Source organism: Mesobacillus jeotgali (assembly GCF_900166585.1).
Taxonomy (GTDB): domain Bacteria; phylum Bacillota; class Bacilli; order Bacillales; family Cytobacillaceae; genus Mesobacillus; species Mesobacillus jeotgali_A.
Genome location: NZ_FVZC01000008.1, coordinates 255568 through 272830, shown reverse-complemented (window position 1 = coordinate 272830; position 17263 = coordinate 255568). Strand labels below are relative to the sequence as shown.

At 44.4% G+C, this 17263-nt stretch carries 14 protein-coding genes; 2 read left to right on the top strand and 12 right to left on the bottom strand.

Going from position 1 to position 17263, the window contains the following annotated elements; genetic code table 11:
• Positions 1-4: 4 nt before the first annotated feature.
• From B5X77_RS06645 to essC, 3 genes are all read right to left on the bottom strand, one after another.
• Positions 5-781: a hypothetical protein gene (locus B5X77_RS06645; protein WP_079506394.1), complete on the bottom strand. Its 777-nt coding sequence runs from the start codon at positions 779-781 to the stop codon at positions 5-7.
• A gap of 98 nt (positions 782-879) precedes the next feature.
• Complete coding sequence (locus tag B5X77_RS06640) at positions 880-1131, bottom strand: methyltransferase (RefSeq protein WP_079506392.1); 252 nt, start codon at positions 1129-1131, stop codon at positions 880-882.
• Positions 1124-5743 (bottom strand): type VII secretion protein EssC, encoded by a 4620-nt coding sequence (gene essC / locus B5X77_RS06635; RefSeq protein ID WP_079506390.1) that lies wholly within the window; start codon positions 5741-5743, stop codon positions 1124-1126. The genes B5X77_RS06640 and essC overlap by 8 nt, the downstream gene beginning before the upstream one ends.
• A 415-nt stretch (positions 5744-6158) precedes the next feature.
• Between essC and B5X77_RS06630 the strand changes: the two genes are divergently transcribed.
• Positions 6159-6497 (top strand): hypothetical protein, encoded by a 339-nt coding sequence (locus B5X77_RS06630; RefSeq protein ID WP_079506388.1) that lies wholly within the window; start codon positions 6159-6161, stop codon positions 6495-6497.
• 214 nt (positions 6498-6711) lie between these two features.
• Here B5X77_RS06630 and spoIIID read toward each other — a convergent pair whose 3' ends face one another.
• The gene (spoIIID, locus tag B5X77_RS06625; RefSeq protein ID WP_079506386.1) at positions 6712-6984 is read right to left on the bottom strand and encodes a sporulation transcriptional regulator SpoIIID; all 273 of its coding nucleotides are present in this window, start codon (positions 6982-6984) and stop codon (positions 6712-6714) included.
• Positions 6985-7382: 398 nt separating this feature from the next.
• Between spoIIID and B5X77_RS06620 the strand changes: the two genes are divergently transcribed.
• Entirely contained in the window at positions 7383-8171 is a 789-nt protein-coding gene (locus tag B5X77_RS06620; protein WP_079506384.1) for a LysM peptidoglycan-binding domain-containing protein, read from the top strand.
• A 23-nt stretch (positions 8172-8194) separates the two neighbouring features.
• Here the strand turns inward: B5X77_RS06620 and B5X77_RS06615 are convergent, their stop codons facing one another.
• The 8 genes from B5X77_RS06615 to B5X77_RS06575 all read right to left on the bottom strand — a co-directional run bounded on the left by B5X77_RS06615 (position 8195) and on the right by B5X77_RS06575 (position 17181).
• A complete protein-coding gene (locus B5X77_RS06615) occupies positions 8195-8719 on the bottom strand; it encodes a hypothetical protein (protein ID WP_079506382.1) in 525 nt (174 codons plus the stop codon).
• A gap of 27 nt (positions 8720-8746) precedes the next feature.
• Positions 8747-9094, bottom strand: coding sequence for a hypothetical protein (locus tag B5X77_RS06610; RefSeq protein ID WP_139378315.1), 348 nt, complete (start codon positions 9092-9094; stop codon positions 8747-8749).
• A gap of 107 nt (positions 9095-9201) precedes the next feature.
• Entirely contained in the window at positions 9202-9867 is a 666-nt protein-coding gene (locus tag B5X77_RS06605) for a 3'-5' exonuclease (protein ID WP_079506378.1), read from the bottom strand.
• A gap of 103 nt (positions 9868-9970) precedes the next feature.
• Positions 9971-11845 (bottom strand): DUF294 nucleotidyltransferase-like domain-containing protein, encoded by a 1875-nt coding sequence (locus B5X77_RS06600; RefSeq protein ID WP_079506376.1) that lies wholly within the window; start codon positions 11843-11845, stop codon positions 9971-9973.
• Positions 11826-13496: a sodium:solute symporter family protein gene (locus B5X77_RS06595; RefSeq protein ID WP_079506374.1), complete on the bottom strand. Its 1671-nt coding sequence runs from the start codon at positions 13494-13496 to the stop codon at positions 11826-11828. Before B5X77_RS06595 ends, B5X77_RS06600 begins: the two co-directional genes overlap by 20 nt.
• 40 nt (positions 13497-13536) lie before the next feature.
• Entirely contained in the window at positions 13537-13839 is a 303-nt protein-coding gene (locus B5X77_RS06590) for a DUF4212 domain-containing protein (RefSeq protein ID WP_079506372.1), read from the bottom strand.
• A gap of 153 nt (positions 13840-13992) precedes the next feature.
• Positions 13993-14175, bottom strand: coding sequence for a hypothetical protein (locus tag B5X77_RS06585; RefSeq protein ID WP_079506370.1), 183 nt, complete (start codon positions 14173-14175; stop codon positions 13993-13995).
• A gap of 1011 nt (positions 14176-15186) precedes the next feature.
• Positions 15187-17181, bottom strand: coding sequence for a penicillin-binding transpeptidase domain-containing protein (locus B5X77_RS06575; protein ID WP_079506366.1), 1995 nt, complete (start codon positions 17179-17181; stop codon positions 15187-15189).
• Positions 17182-17263 lie beyond the last annotated feature (82 nt).

The following is a 17263-nucleotide window of genomic DNA, read 5'->3' as shown; positions in this document are numbered from 1 at the left end:
CCTCTCACTCCCCAATTGGTTCGTAATGCTTTATAACAGCATCCGGACTTTCCAGTATTAAAGACGGGTCTACTCCGCTGCTTGGATTTTCTGAGTCATGGCGTTCGTCTATTGTGATATTTCCATATACTTTTGCATCCAGATTCGACCAGGAAATATTATTGATATAAGAAGTGCGGACATAATCTGAAATATCTTCCGATTCATCGACAAAGCCGATAGTCACTGAATAACCTGTGGTACCAAGTCCTTTCAGCAACTGATAAAGGTTGTAGATATTTTCTTTGTACTTTTCCACCTCTGGCTCAGCAGCTGTTTTAATACCTGCAAGCAACACAACCGACAAATCCTTATTTCTATCCAAGTAATCCTGGACTGGGATTTCGGCCATGGATTTTTCTATGCCTTTGCTTGGAATAAACAATTGTATTTTATATGGGGTACCCGGCGGCAGCTCTTTTTCGATTTCAGCCGAAAGCTTTTCCTTCAACTCTTCTGCCCATTTTGCCTGGACGAAATTATCCTTGAATTCCCCTTGTTCTGCTTTAACTTCCTGAGCAAGGAAAACCAGTTCTTTGTTCCCTTCCGGATGAACAGTCAGCCGATCTTTCCCGTACATTTGAGCAAAAATCTTACTGCCTTCCTTCACGCCCTCGACAGTGAATTTCTGATTATATTTCTCCTCTAATTTTGCAAGAACCTTACCCTCCGAACTCATACAACCCGCACCTCCCATAATTACAAATAAGATTGCCGCAGCCAGCTTGATCCATTTCTTCACGTTCTCCACACCTTCCGTTTAAAAACAGGGACGGTCCAGTTTTGATAACCGTCCATTATGTTCACTTCCCGTGGGACAAGAGAACTGTCCCCATATCCCTATATCAACATCAGCTTCGCCCCGTTCATCAACCCGGTTTCTTCGACGGTCTGATTGATGTTCAGGATGGTGCCGGTCTTGCGGTCACAGAGGATGGTGTCGTGTGTTGCCGAGAAGTATCCTTGTGACAGTTCGGTCATGGTTCCTGCGAGCAGGTAGACGACTTCGTGCAGTTTGCTTTCGGGCGGCAGGAAGACGTCGAATGATTTTTCAGAGGCGGGGATGAAGACCTCTACGAGCACCTTATCCATGGTACGCTACCTCCTCTTGCTTGCTTTCGACTGAGGATAAAAGCTTCACGAGTGTTGCCTTTCCTTTTGTTACGACATATCCAAAACCAGGCGGGATTTCCTGGTACATATCGTTTGTCACCTTGCCGAGCTTCATGACGTACTGGTCGGTGATGCCGTTGCCTGCCCAGATGAAATCGCTTAGCGATACATGCTGCTTGAACCAGGCTTCAAATGAGACTGAACTCAATTTATCTGCACTGTCCGAGATGAGCAGGTTAACATTGAGGCCGTTGCCTTTTTCCATGAAAACCTTGAGTTTATCCTGGCCATCAGGCGACAAGTACATCATCAAATCGCCGAAGGAATCGATGATGCAGGTAATGTTGCCGAACACTGGCGGCTGTTCTCCTGCTTCTATTGCATCCTTCGTCGTATTGTTTCGGTGGACGAGTGTATTGAACAGGTAGACAATCGTGTCTTCGAGTTCAGATGGCTCGGAAATATATTTGTAATCCTGTGTGCTGCCTGCCGCAAAGCGCTCATTAGGATCGATGATGATCATCTCCCTGCCTTCAGTGGCGGCGAAAATTTCAGCCACACCTTGCATGAAGCTTGAGCACTGGTCACTCTCAAGTGCGGTCACAACATTTATATAGCTGCCAAGGAAATCAAAGTGAGCTGTCTTTAGCGAGTTCTTCTCGATTCCGACTGGCACTTTATTGCTGTTCATATTCTTAGCTTCATCACGCAGGTAGTCCAGATCCACTTTTTCAGGAAGGATTGGAACGCGCATTGCAGCCGGCTGCGTCCATGATTCACGCAAGTCTTTGCAATACTCTGTGATGAAGGTGTACATATTGTCTATATCGCTTGTGATATGAGCCGTCTGGAATTCATATGTGGCATCTGTCTTAAAAATGCCCCGGCCCTTCGATTTGGATGGATATACTCCGTCCGTATTGCCCAGTACGCCAGAGTATTCGCTCTGATCATTCAGCTGGAGCACATACATCTGCTTGAAATTCTGCAGCAGCCTGTAGCGTATCGCTCCTGTGTTGATTGCAGTGACGATGAAGTAAATGCCATACTTCAAGCCCTCACGTGTCAGGAACGAAATACCCTCCTCCAGCTCCTCGAACATTTCCGAGAATGCCGCGTAATTGTGAATCGCCACTACAATGGATGGCAGTGTCTCACCCGACAACTCGTTGTAGGTGATAAAATCGCCGCCATAATTGGAAAGCAGCTTTTTCCTCCGTTCAATCTCGCTTGTCAGCATCTTGAACAGGTTGTGGATCTTCTCGCTTTCATGTGAAAGCATGACGTCACCGACATGCGGCGCTTCGCGGAACCAGGTAAGGGTCTCGGAACCGAAGTCGAGCAGATAAAAATTCACTTCATTCGGCGTATGCTCTTCCATAAGCGAGTAAAGCATCGTCGTCAGGAAGGTCGTCTTGCCGCTGCCGGCAATACCGTAAATGACTGCGTTTCCTTCCTGGGTGATCGGCATCCTCATGACCATCTGCCTCTGATTCGCTGGATCATCGAACTCACCGATGATAGGATTCAGCTCGAAGCCTTGCTGGACTACACTATATTTCTTTTTCAGCTTATCAACATAAATGAGCTCCGGAATCGGCTCAAGCCATAGCTGGCGGACCTTGATATTCTCCTGCTGAGCCATTTTTGACAGATATTCCGTAATCTCATCGATTTGCTTCGGCGGGTTCTTGACCGCTGTCTTTCGCCTATCAATGCGGGCATTTTTAATGACACGGCCGAGGTCATCGATCACAACGACGCTGTCATCCTTATGCTTTTCGACCCTGTCGGACGGATAGTAAGGTGCCCCTGCCCAGGCTGACTGCCCAAGCTCGAACAATTCATTGAAGCCGACCTGGAGATAGAATCGTCCAGTCTGCTTCAGTTCCGCGGCGTCAGGTCGTTTGATGACTTCCATACTGTCCGCTTTTTCCTGCACCTTCAAGCTGATGCGGAATTTACTGTTGCTCCAGATCTGGTCGTCGACGACACCAGAAGGCTTTTGTGTCGCCAGGATCAGGTGGACGCCAAGGCTTCGGCCGATACGCGCCGCACTGACAAGCTGATCCATGAACTCAGGCTGCTGGGCCTTCAGCTCGGCAAACTCATCGGATATGATGAACAAATGCTGCAGCGGCTCTGTTACCATGCCTTCGCGGTATAGTTTCTGATATTTATAGATATCAATATTACTCTGGTCAACGACCCTGCTCGTTTCGCTAAAAATAGCCTGGCGGCGCTTCAGCTCACTCTGAATTGAAATCAGTGAGCGGTTAACAGCTGCTCCATCAAGGTTCGTGATGGTTCCTGCCAGGTGAGGCAGCTCCTCGAACGCATTCGCCATGCCGCCGCCCTTATAGTCAATCAGGATGAACGCCACCTCATCCGGGTGGTAATTGACCGCAAGCGATAAAATGAACGTCATGATGAATTCACTTTTACCAGAACCCGTCATCCCGGCAATCAAACCGTGCGGACCATGGTATTTTTCATGCAAATCAATCATGAACGGATCGCCCGTCGTATCGACACCGATTTGCGTCTGGATTGTATAGACTGGATTATTTTCCTTCCATCGCGTCAACGCATTTAGATGCTCGATTTTACCTACGCCAAACATTTCCAGGAATGTCAGCATATCAGGAAGGGTATAAGCTTTCTGTGAGGTATTTAGCTGGATATTGGCCAATTTCACTGCCAGTTCTTCCGCATTCTCCTCCAGATAGCTATCCGCGCTGAAACCTACATATTTACCGGAAATATCGTCTTTGTCATAGACTTTTGAAAAACTCTTGTCGAGCTCAATGACATTCGTGCATTCCTTCGGCAGGTTTTTCAGTTCGTCATAGAGTGTGACCAGGCTGAACCTGATATTCTTCTTTTCTTTTAAAAGCTGATTGATCATCTCCGCCTTAGAAGCGAGGATTTTGCTCATTGAGAAGACGATATAATGCTGATTAAGTTCGGCCAGCTCTTCCTCTGCAAGCGCCTGGCGTGCACTGATTTCTTTTTCAAAATAAGCCGAAAGCTCTTTGATCTCATTCGCATCGGTGGCGACAAAACGGATTGTCTTGCCATCATCCCAAACATGCGGCAGCCACTTCACAAATTTCCAAGTATCATGCTCGTGTTCGTCGTAAATGAACACCAGCTTTAACTCATCGTAGCTATGTAAGGCTGTCAGCTGAAAAATCAATCCCTGGACGAAGCTTTTCACTTCTTCCCTTCTGCCAATAATCCCGCTGATCCGCTCCTCCGTAAGATCAACCGTGACCGGGACATCCTTTAAAATCTGCGGCTTCTCCACAATCTGATATAGCTCATCCTGAAGGTTGTCATCCTCCAGCATGAAGCGTTTTTCCGGGTACTTAATTTCGGCGTTAAGCGGAAGGTCACCAATACCAAGACGCACTTTTAAAAAGTCATTCTGCCCGATTCCTCGCTCCCAGAGATTACGCTGGCGGCGCTTGATCCGCGTCAGGCAGTTTTCCAGTGTGACGTGATTTTCAAACAAGATCTCGCTCTGGTGCTTGCATTCGTCCGCGATAACCTGTTTCATTTCCGCAAGGTACTTTGAATACTTCTCCTGGCGGATGCCTTCAAGTTTGATCCGGCGCTTTTTCTCGTATCTTTTTGTTAAAATCGGCCACAGGATGGTACCGATCATCATGCTGATGGACATAACGAGCGTGGGCATCGCCATCATAATATCCCCGTTGGTACGCATTACGTTCTGCAATGTCAGGAGACCGGTAAACAGGGAAGCCATCCCCATCGTTATGGACGGACCCAACAAGAGCATCAACGGTGTTTCATCAAGATTCGGCTGCGATGGCGGCGGATCGATTTTTATGGTCGCTTCCTCAATATCACGCTTGAAGCGCGGGGAACGGTAAAACAGCTGGTCATTTTCTTCTTCCATATGTATTTCATCAAGGTTGATTTCTTTCTCGACTATCGGCTTCTCGGCAATGAATGAATTGAAGGCATTACGGTCGAGGAACACCGATTTATGCGGGTTGTTCAGCGACAAAAGGCGGCCATTGAAAATGATTTTTAGGCCCATGATGAAAATGACATCACCAACAGCCAGTGCCTTTTCCTTAATTCTTTCCCCATTCACATATGTACCGTTTGAACTGTTGTAATCCTTGATGACTGCCTTGCCATTGCTGCTGTATTCGATGACGCTGTGTGCTCCGGATACAAGTTTGTTCGAAAAGCATATCTGGCTGTCCTGTGACCGACCGATTTTAATGACATTGCCTGTCGCGATATGTTTCGTGAATTCATTACGGTCCGCTGTCTGCGGCTCGACATAGACTAACGCAGATTGATCATCGTTACGGTGAATGGTATACGTTTTGAATGGTTCAATGAGGACTTTAGATTGTATTTCGTTGGCGTTATCCTTTAAGAATGCATGCTTATTCGATTTCAGGTACCACTGTCCGTCTTCCGCTTCTACTGCCAGCATATCAACCGGATTGTTTTCTTGATCTTCAGTGTTCAGTATGTATCTTCCTGTGACCCGTTCAGGCAAAACAAGATCGAATACCTGATTCCGGTCAAAAAGTGTGAGAATCACCTCAAAACCTCCCCATCCAAATATCTATATTTCACTCTATGTATAGTGGCAGTCTCATATTTTTTACCATTTTATCTCAAAAAGTGTAATTTTACATCTAACCTTAGGTGCATCTCTAAATATATAAATATCTTACAATATTAGGAATTATATTCAACTAATTACCCCCACAAATGGAAAATTAGGGATATTAGTCCTAATTTTACACTGTCTAAGTATTGATAAGTATGTTTGACGGATTGTAAATAACTCCATTTGCAATAAAACTAGTTCTTTTTACCCGAAAGAAATGCCTTTAAAACCCAAATTTAACTAATATAATCCAAATTTTTCTTTTTCCTTTTATTTTTTATTGGGATTTTTTTCAAAACCATACTATAATCAAAGAATCTAAAAATATGAGCAGGTGATTCAGGTGAAGATTAATGTTGGCCAGGCGTATGCACAGGCAAATCGAATCAGTGAGTATGCGCAGGAATTAAATGAGATCAAGAGCAGGCTGCAGGACTTCAAAGGGAATCTTAACAGCGGATGGCAGGCCCAGGAAATGGTTTATATCAATAACGCGATTAGCAGCATTAGCAGGGAAATTTCCGAACTGCAAACACTGCTTTTCTCAATCGGCCCTGATATCGTTGCAGCGGCGAATGAAATCAGAAGAGAAGAAGAGGCTAGAGAGGCAGCAGAAAAGGCGGCTGCTGAACGCGCAGCTGCAGAAAGGGAAGCAAGGCTGAAGAATACCGGCTTGCGATAAAACAAACAGGGATATGCATGAAGTTACTTGCCTGTCCCTTTTCCCCCATAATAAAAAGGCGGCAGCCTCCGCTATGTATTAAAGCAGAATCATACACGCCTTTTGTGGCGATGCCCGGCTTTTCTGGATCTAAGCTGGGCATTTTTTATTGATATGTCGTCAACGGCTATAAAGCTGAATTACGTTCCCTCCAATCTGTTTAATTCGGATTTTTTCACTTCACAGGTTCTTCTTCCCTTTCCTCTTTGCGGTACTTCAATTTCGTGGCTTCCCCGCCTCTTAAGTGGCGGATCGATTTATGGTAATCCAGGATTTCTTTTACTTCATTGGCAAGGTCAGGGTTAATCTCAGGCAATCTTTCTGTCAAGTCTTTATGGACTGTACTTTTGGACACGCCAAACTCCTTCGCAATGACGCGAACTGTTTTTCTCGTCTCCACGATATACTTTCCAATCTTGATTGTTCTCTCTTTGATGTAATCGTGCACACCACTCGCCCTCCCTAAATTGGATGTGAGAAGTGTGAAATGAGACTCGCTTCTATCGGCCAATACTGCTTTCCGCAATAAGTGATTGGTTGCGGCAGAAGGAGATTCCCTTCTGAAAATTACTATGAATAATCATGTCCCCGGCTGAATCCTCATATTTGTTCAAACGATTCCTCACCTCAAACACTCTCTTTGTCAGGTTTGTAACATTTTATTAGCTTGGTTGAGGATATATGCACGAAAAAAGCAATAGGGACAAGGTTTCGTAAAGTTTTTTGAAAAGTACAACTATTTGTTGCAGAAAAACTTTCCTATATACCCATATTTATGTACATAAAAACCTTTTATATAACGAATTTTTGTAAAGGAGTTTATTTTTCATTGGGGGAGAAGAAGACTTGATTACCTACAGACAAACCAGAAAACAGAGAATTAGAGAAGAAAAAAGAAGAAAAACTTTGAAAAGGAATCGAAAATTGATCGGTGCAGCTGTTGCCGGATCGGTTGCTGCAGGTTTGCTGATCGGAGTCGGCCAAAAGAAAACAGATGCTGTCGGATCCTTTTATACAGTAAAAAAAGGCGATACACTTTACAGCCTGGCAAAGCAATATGATACATCGGTTGAAATGCTGAAGGAAGTGAATGCTTTATCTTCAGATTTCATCATAACCGGACAGAAACTCGAGGTACCTGTAGAGTCTGAAGCTGGGACCTATATCGTAAAAAAAGGCGATACCCTGTTCTCTCTGGCAAAAAAATACGGTGTGACCGTAACAGTTTTGAAGAAAGAGAATAAATTAGTCAAAGATTCCATTTATGTTGGACAAGCATTATTTGTGCCAAATCATGGTCATGACACAAACGAAGGTTTTTATGAAGTCAATGCCGGGGATACACTTTTCAATATCGCTCAGCGTTTTGGTGTAAGTCTTAAAGAATTAAAGACGGCCAATAGTTTAAAAAAAGATATGGTATTAATTGGCCAACACCTTGTCATCCCGGGTAAAACAGAAGTTATGGAAGCGACCGTTAATGGAGCAGCCGATAACTTTACCGTCGAGTTCGAGACGGATGGCAAGGCGATTCCATTAAAAGTATCATACGGAACAGCAGGGCAGTATCAAGAGTTAGCCGGACAGCGGGTCCTGGTTACTTTTAAAAATGGTTCATTGATTAATATTCAGTAATATAAAAATGCTTAGAGGCCACTCTAAGCATTTTTCCTTGTAAACTCATCAATTAAAAAGAAAATGGCAGAACATATAGTTGGCAGAATAAAGACGCCGGGTTCCAGGTCTTCTGACAACAGTCCGAAAAACACAGTAAAAAGTCCCAAACCAATGTGGATTAAACCGGAGACCAGCTTACGATTCTTCACATAGCGAGTGGAAATCACTTCTGCGAGGATGGAAGCTGGTATTCCATAACAAAAAACCCCAATAGAACTAAAGAAAAAAACTAACAAAAATCCAGCAAAGATTTCCTCATCGATAGAAAAACTCATTAAACTAGAAATAAAGATTAATCCAAATGAAAAAACAATTGAGGTATATAAAGCGACTCTTACCTTTCTAAGTTTGCTTTTGAACATAATCTCCCGGCCAGCCGGAAATATAAAAGTTATGGCAAAGATAGCAAAAATCATTTTTATGTATGCTGGAATAGAAGATATATTAATAATTATTAAGACTAGCAAAAGAGAGAAATTAGGTATTATATTTTGAACTTTTATCATGTATCCTCCATACTCTCAGAAATTCAGTTATATCAAAAAGAAATAATAAGCACCTGTTGCTATAACTGAAAAGGAGATCACTCCGGCACTTTTCTTATAGCTAACATCCAATAGTTCAACACCTCCATAAAACCATCCTACGAAAAGCAGGGCTGCACCGATATGCTGGACGACCGGAACAGCTATAATCATTCCGGTAAATATCAAAAGGAGACCAAGGTGCCCAAATCCATCTCCTAGATAATATAAGGGATTTTTAAATGATGCTTTTATTTCTTCTTGCTCCTCTTTTTCCAGCTTTCTATAAATCTTCATAAAACGGATGATCGGAATACCCCACAACAATATCAAAAATATTATTTGCACTGCATCCATGCCTGCTTTTCCCCCATTTACAAATCTAAAGAGCAGTCCATTTTTCAATAGAACCTGCTCTTAAACCAAAATACATATTTTTACATTATCATAGTCAGATAAAACAATCAAAACTGCATCGACCGCATCTGGCTGTCTGTTGCCTGAATCAATTCCCCCCATGTGTTACAGCCTCTGTCCTTAAACTGCTGCAGCAGCTCGGTAAATAGGTACGCTGTGGTCAAAGCGTCTCCTATGGCACTGTGGCGGTCATAAATCCTGGTGCCGAAAGCCATTGCATATCGTTCCAGATCACGCATATCGTAGGAAGGGGCAATAAATCCGATCAAGTCAAGGGTATCTATGGTAAAGAGCTTTTTCAGCGCCAGTTTTTCCCGCTTCAGCTCGCTTTTCAGCACGAGATGATCAAAGCCGACATAGTGTCCGACAAGGCATACCGCTTCGTGTGACTGTACATAATCAAAAAAATCCAAAATAGCCTCAGACGCTGTCGGAGCACCGGCCACCTTTTCATTTGTGATTGAAGTTAGCTCAATTATTTCCCGAGAAATTTGTCGCTCCGGGTTCACATATGTCTGAAAACGGTCATTTTCCATCACCTTCAATCCACCTGCGGGAACAGCGCCGATTTCAATGAGCCGGTCAGAGGTGGCCACCTGGAAACCCGTCGTCTCCGTGTCGAAAACGATAAAAGTTAGATCATCGATTCTAGTCGATAAAGGGATTTTTTCAAACATAAGCGGGCAGGAAATACTCTTTCTTTGAAAAAACATGTCAGCCTCCTTTCTTATGACTGGCGCTCTTTTACAGTGCCCATCCCACCTTTACTCGCCTAAATTACTCCCGATAACGGCTTGCATTTCATTTAACACAAGCTTATAAAGAGAATCTGGCAAAGACCATCCCCTGAAGTTCGCGAAGTGTGCGAAGGCTCAAGATGAGTTCGTCTTTTTGTCTTGTGGACATGGTAGTAAAGGATAAAATGGTGCCGCATCCTTTATATGCCCATCTTTGCCTGATATAGAGGTCGAGAACATGGCTGATTGCGTCTTTCAGGTCTTGCGTGAACCCATCGGTAAATATGCCCTTTTCCTCTAGTACTGCGATTTTCTCAAGAGGTGTTCCAGGTATTAATCCGTAATATAGCGAAAGAATCTGCAGACTGTGATGAAAGGGAAATAAGACTTCTTTTTTCATGTCAATGCTTTTCCGTCCTAGCCTGAACAATGCCCGGATGGGTTCATCCAGTGTCGGAATTTCCTGCTCCTTTTCTGCCTGGACCATGCGATATAGGAAGATTTTAGATCGGTCGAGCAGCTCTTCAATTTTCATTTCAAATTCTTGGTTCAATTGCTCGCTTCCCGCTGCAAATCGGAAGGAGAAGAAATTCTGGGCCAGCAGAATGTTTTCATTGGTCGATTGCAGCATCCATTTCCGGACACGGCCCTGCCATTGCAGCAATGTTCCTCTCCATTGCTCTTCACTTGACATCATCAGTCCTTTGCAGCGGGCATAGCCTGCAGCCTCGAGCTTGGCTGTAATTTCCGCACCTAGCTTTTCAAAATAATCATGTTCTTCCGTTTCCTTATAAACCAGAAAGTGATCCTGGTCCGTCAGCATAAACTGCTCGCCTCGGCCGGCTGACCCCATCAGGTAGAATGCAAAAGGTACCGGCGGCTCTCCCAATGTCTCAACAGATAATTCCACTGTCCTTGCTATTAATCTATCGTACAGCTTCGTCACAATATCCAGCAACGCCAGTGAAGGAATATGGTCTCTTAGCAGAGTATCGGTAATTTCATAGATTGCTGTTTTTACGTCAGGCAGGCTCGCTTCATTCGCACCTTCGATCTTCTTAATTGTCCTCATGACACTATCATTCTTTTTTCTGAGTAAATCGGTCAATGTCACGATGCCCGATACCTGGCCATGATCCACGACCGGCAAGTGCTTAATGCCGTTCAAAAGCATTTCTGAAAAGGCGTCGTAATAATAAGCAAATCTCGAAATCGTTACTGGGTCCTTTGTCATCACATGGCTTGTTGGCTCATCAAAGGACAGACCGTCCGCCACTACTCTGCCGACGATATCCCGCTCGGTTATGATTCCTTTCAATTCTTTCTGCTCAAGGACAAGTACTGAACTCGTTTTATGTTCAGACATGCTGCGCGCTGCATCCTTAATACTTGTTCCTGGCGCAACTGATATGATTTCTTCTGACATTATGTCCTGGACTCTTGCTAAAATCGTTTCTTCCTCTCCAATCCCCTTTGCCATTTTCACCTGCTCGGCAAGGGAGCCATAAACATCTTTCAGCCTTATAGAAACCTGTGTCAGCAGATAGTCGTGGACATCCTGGTCATCCCATCTTTTGGCCAGCACTGAAAAAGGAACCAGCAGTGCCCTGACCTCGTCCACCGCTCTCACCTCGACTGTGGATTGTGATTTATCCGTCATTGAAAAGCCAAGGAACTCGGCAAGGCTTGAAAAACCGACAATCTCACCTTTATGGATGACCTCCAATACTTCTTCCTGCCCGGCAGCATTTTCAACAAACACCTCAGCAATCCCCTGTAAAATCAATAAAAGCCCCTGGCGTGGTGTATCCGCTTTGAGCATCATTTCCCGTTTCCCATAAGTATATGCTTCACATTCCTCGACAAGGGAAAGAGCCGTGCGTTCTTCCAGCCCCTGAAACAGGGGATGGAACTGCACGGCCTTCCAGATTTCTCTATAGAGCTTTTGTTCCATCGTCATTCATCCAGACTTCGCCGTTCTTATACGTCATCTGTTCAGGATAACGAAGGTCGAGGACTTCCTCCTGAATCTTCTGTGATGGCGCAGGTGTCGCAAGCGATACAATGACGTTTGCAAGGATAGCGGCTGTAGCGCCGAATACGCCGGCACCTGTATCGATGATGCCAAGAATCGTAAAGCCGCCGTACTTTGCAGCAAAAATATATGCCAGTGTCACAGCGAGGCCGATGATCATGCCGGCGATTACCCCTTGAGCATTCGAGCGCTTCCACCAGACACCAAGAATCAGTGCCGGGAAGAATGTACCGCTGGCGAGGGCGAACGCCCAGGCAACGATTTGTGTTATCGCTCCTGGAGGGTCAAGAGCAATGATACCAGCCAACAATGTAGCGACCACGATTGAAATACGCGCTACATTCAGTCGCGTTTTCTCCGTAGCGTTTGGCTTCATGACACGGTAGTAAATATCGTGGGCAAACGCTGAGGATATCGCAATCATCAAGCCGCCGGCTGTAGAAAGGGCAGCGGCCATAGCGCCTGCCGCTACAAGGCCGATGACGAATGCACCAAGATTAGCGATCTCAGGTGTCGCCATAACGACAATATCGTTAGAGATAATCAATTCACTCCATTGAAGGACCCCATCGCCGTTTCCGTCGGCAACCTGAAGCTTTCCAGTATCAACCCAGGTTTTCGTCCAGGCAGGAAGCTCACTGATTTTGCTGCCGGCTACCTTTGTCATCAGGATGAAACGTGAAAATGCCGCATAAGCAGGTGCAGACAGGTAAAGCAAGCCGATGAAAAGAAGAGCCCAGGCACCTGACCAGCGAGCCGCCTTCATCGTCGATACCGTATAGAAACGGACGATTACGTGCGGAAGTCCCGCTGTACCGGCCATCAATGTGAACATGAGTGCAAGGAACTGCCATTTCGTGCCGTTCGTGAATGGTGCGAAGTATTCAGAAATTCCGAGCTCACGGTCGAGCTCCCCCATTTTTCCAACCAGCTCGCCATATGAAAGCCAAGGAAGCGGGCTGCTGGTGAGCTGTAGGGACATAAAAATAACTGGAATCAAATAGGCAATGATCAAAATGATATACTGGGCAACCTGTGTCCAGGTAATCCCTTTCATTCCGCCGAATGCAGCGTAGAAAGCAATCAAGACTACCCCGATCATTGTGCCGAGCTTCGCATCTATTTCGAACAATCTCCCGATAACCACGCCGGAACCGGAAAGCTGGCCAATTGAATATGTGAAGCTGATGATGATCGTTGAGATTGCTGCAATGACACGTGCTGTATGGCTGTTGAAGCGGTCACCGATAAATTCAGGCACCGTGTATCGCCCATATTTCCTGAGCTGCGGCGCAAGCAGGAAGGTCAGAAGCAAATATCCGCCTGTCCAGCCCATGATATAAGCCAGGCCGTCATAGCCAAGCAGCATGATCGTCCCGGCCATCCCGATAAAGGAAGCTGCGCTCATCCAGTCAGCACCAATTGCCATCCCGTTGAAAATTGGCGGGACACCACGGCCGGCAACATAGAATTCGGACGTTTCTTTAGCTGTATTGTAGAGAGCGATACCGATATACAAACCGAATGTGGCTAAAATAATAGATAATGAGACCAAGAATTGTGTATCCAAAGTTCTCCCCCTTATTCAAACGTTTTTTCTTTCCTCAAGCTTAGTGGTCCAGGCTTTTTCCTTCGCTTAGCTTGACGTTCTTTTCTTCGTCGATGCCATACTTCTTGTCAATGCCATCGCTCACCTTAGCGTTCACAAACAGCAGGATAATGAATGTAACCACTGCACCCTGTGCTCCCATGAAGTAATGGAATGGGAAGCCCCCGATCGAAAATTCGCTAAGTGGTTCAGCAATCATCACTGCGCCAAACGAAACAAGGAACCAGATAATGAAATAAACGACCATGTTACGGGTTTTTTCACGAAAATACGCGTCAGCAACTGACTTATCAATTTTCTTCACATTTACACCCCTTTGGTTTTGCTAATCCTTAATGATTTTCGGGCACCGCCTGATATGATATGAGCTTTCCCCACCTCTTTTATTAAATTTTAACTTTATATGAATCATGCGCCAGGCAAGATTAATACCACTAGAAATTGCGATCTGATTGAATTAGCTGAGGCTGAAGATGAATTTTATTGTTTCGAAAAACGGGGCTGGGACCATGATGATCTGGATGAGGAAATAGAGAAAAATGCTAAGGAATGGGATTGCCAGAAAAATGATCCGGTTCTTCTTTAAGCCCATAAACAAACTAATGCCGGTAATCACCAGCAGGCCGATTAAAATAATCAATTTGAGTTCCTCCATTTTCGGAAGTTTTGTGATTTAACTAAATCTTTAGAAAATTTAATTTAATTATCCATATAATGTCCAGGCTGGTCAATACGTTATTTTCATAAAATGTAACCGCTTTCTATGTCGATATTTTACAAAACGTGTTAAATTCGTCAGTAATAACAGGGGTTGAGGAGGATTGGTTGAGGAAGGAAATTGTCGAGAAAAAACTTTTCGCCATGGAACCGGCCGGTATGGAATGATTTTACAGAACATTAAAAGGAACACTCGCTATGGAGTGTTCCTTCATTAGAATGCGATTTTTTTACCTAGCGAAATATTATAGCAAATTCGAATTGGTGAATCCTAGTTATCAATAAGGAGAATGAATGAACCCAGTGTAAAAAGTAATCCACCAAGGTAAAAAATAATTATAAATATCAGAGGGGGCGCACCTTTTTCTACTATTTGCATTAATATATTTCCGTTATCATTTGTAAGAAAAAATGATCCAAGGAATAAAATGAAGGTTAGCCATATCATTGCATGTCTGTTCCTTGATAATCCAGACACCTGTACACCATGGAAAACATCCATATATCTTAAAATAAAGTTCATTATATAGATGAGGTACGCTGATAATAAAATCCAAAAGATCGCAGTTCCAAAAGTAATTCTTAGAAATGGGGTTACCATGAAGAATCCTAAAAAAAACAACAAAACAAAGCTTACCCGGTTCCACATTGTTCTGGGATCGGAGACTTTATGATAGATAAAAATAGAGATGATGGTTCCTAATAAAATAAGTGCGATGTTTACTTTAAATATGAACGGTGACCACTGAGGAATTAAGCTTGCAAATATGTTGAAAAGGAATGCCAAAAATAATCTGGAGAAGATTTGATACAATAAATGGTCATCTTTTTTCTGATTCAATCCTATCAGTCCTTAATGTTTTATGAGATTTATACGTATCTATCACTCGTATGGTTTCAAAAAAATAGCCCGGCCTGCATCGGCCGGGACTTCCTATTGATTCATCCTTAACTCGTAAAACTCCTTCACCCGCGCAACGACATCCTTCGAACCTGAGTCTTCAATCATCATGGCGACAATCATATCAGTCGATTGCGGGTTGTAGGCGACGAACCATCCTAGTTCCTTGCCCTTTTCACCCTGCTTCTCTTTGATCTCAGCGGTGCCTGTCTTGCCGGCTAATGGATAGTTGGCAATTCGGCCGTTGTGCGCTGTTCCCTTTGGATCGGTGATGACCTTTGTCAGCATGCTGTTAATTGCGGCAGCGTTTTCCGCGCTGACCAATCCTTCCTTCCACACTTGACCCTGTTTATCTTCCATGTTCAGAATCGGCTTGATCAGGTTGCCCTTATTCACGAATGGCGAATAAGTCGCGGCAAGATGAAGGATGTTCATTTCAACCTGCCCCTGGCCATAAGCAGAATCAGCTAACCTTATCTCGCTGTCAATCTTCCCAATTTGCGACGGCTCGATTGGATACAGGTATTCGGGCTGGTCTTCAAAGCCGAACTTCTTCAAGCCTTCTGTAAAAGTGTCCTGGCCCATTCCAAGAGCTGCCTGAGCAAAATAAATATTATCCGAATAGATCAATGCTTTTTCAAGGTTGATACTTCCCTTAACATCTGAGTACCTTGTGACCTTGTAGTTGCCCCATGAGGCGTCTTTTTGCCACTGTTTCTCATTGATCTCAAAGGCAGTGCCCTGCTGGAGCTTTCCGCTTTCAAGGCCGATTGCCGCTGTAATCGGCTTGATTACAGATCCCGGCACATAGGTCAGCTTAAATCTATTAATGGTTGGTTTGAGCGGATCATCTTCTAGCACCTTGCGCTTGTTTTGCGAGATACCCAGCGTCATTTCATTTGGATCGAATCCAGGCGCGCTGACAAGGGCAAGTGTTTCGCCAGTAGCAGGGTTTATGGCCGATGCCGTACCCGCTTTTCCTTTTAGCTGATCATATAGTTGCTGCTGGGCAACCACATCAATCGTCAGCTTGACATCCTTCCCGTTTTCCACAGGCTTCTCTGCAAGTGTCTTGACTGTACCATCTTTTTTTTCAATCGCAATCCTCACGCCGTTTGTTCCCTTTAATTGTTCCTCGAGAACCTGCTCCAGACCGCGGCGGCCAATGAGGTCAGTTGCGGTATAGCCTTTGCCCTCCAGTTTTTCAAGATCATCGGCAAGGATTGGTCCGACGTACCCAATCAGATGGGACAATCCCTCTCCATATGGATATTCACGGGCGCCAACCATCTGGCTCGTCACGCCATCAAGGGCAAACAGTTTTTCATGAAGTCCTTTATCGGTCTTCGAAACTTTTTTCAGCGGCACGAACAAATCTGGTTTTACCCAGCCAGCGTTCATCGCTTTGTTAATTTGCTCCTCGGACATATCGAGCAATTCCGCAAGCTTCTTTATTGTCTGTTCTTTTTGTTCACCCATCTCGCCAGGCACTACGCCGATCTGGGGAGCTGTCCCGTTGATCGCAAGTCCGTTCCCAGCACGGTCGAGGATGCTGCCTCGTTCTGCCTGGACATTTTTAAAGCTGATTTTATCATCGGCTTCGAGCTCAGGAAAAATATATGTCGTATTCCAGTCTACATACCAATTAGTCTTGTCTTCACGTTCTTCTTTTACAAGAGCAGCGTTGTGGTCAAATTCAATCGGACCAGCTGCACTTTCCATTTTTGCTGAAAAAGGAAGCTTCGCGTTCTCTTCGTGTTCCTTTTCTTCCTCAGGCTTTTTATAGCTGACCTTCAGCTGGTCGATCTCCAAATCATTATAAATTTTATTATAGCGTGAGACGAATTCTTCCTTTGTAATGGAGTCCTTCGCTTTCGCTGATAAAAAACCATACATCTCCTCAAACTTCTTGTCATTCCATAGCTTCACATACTGCGAGAACCGTTCCTCGGGAGTAGGCTCCTTGCTGCAGCCTGAAATGATTGCGGCAATCAGGACCGACATGATTATGAATAATGCTCGTTTCATATGTATCCCTCCTCCTGTATGATATTACCATACAATTGCGATGAAGATAAGTTTGAAGGAATTCTTATTATTCCAATAAAAA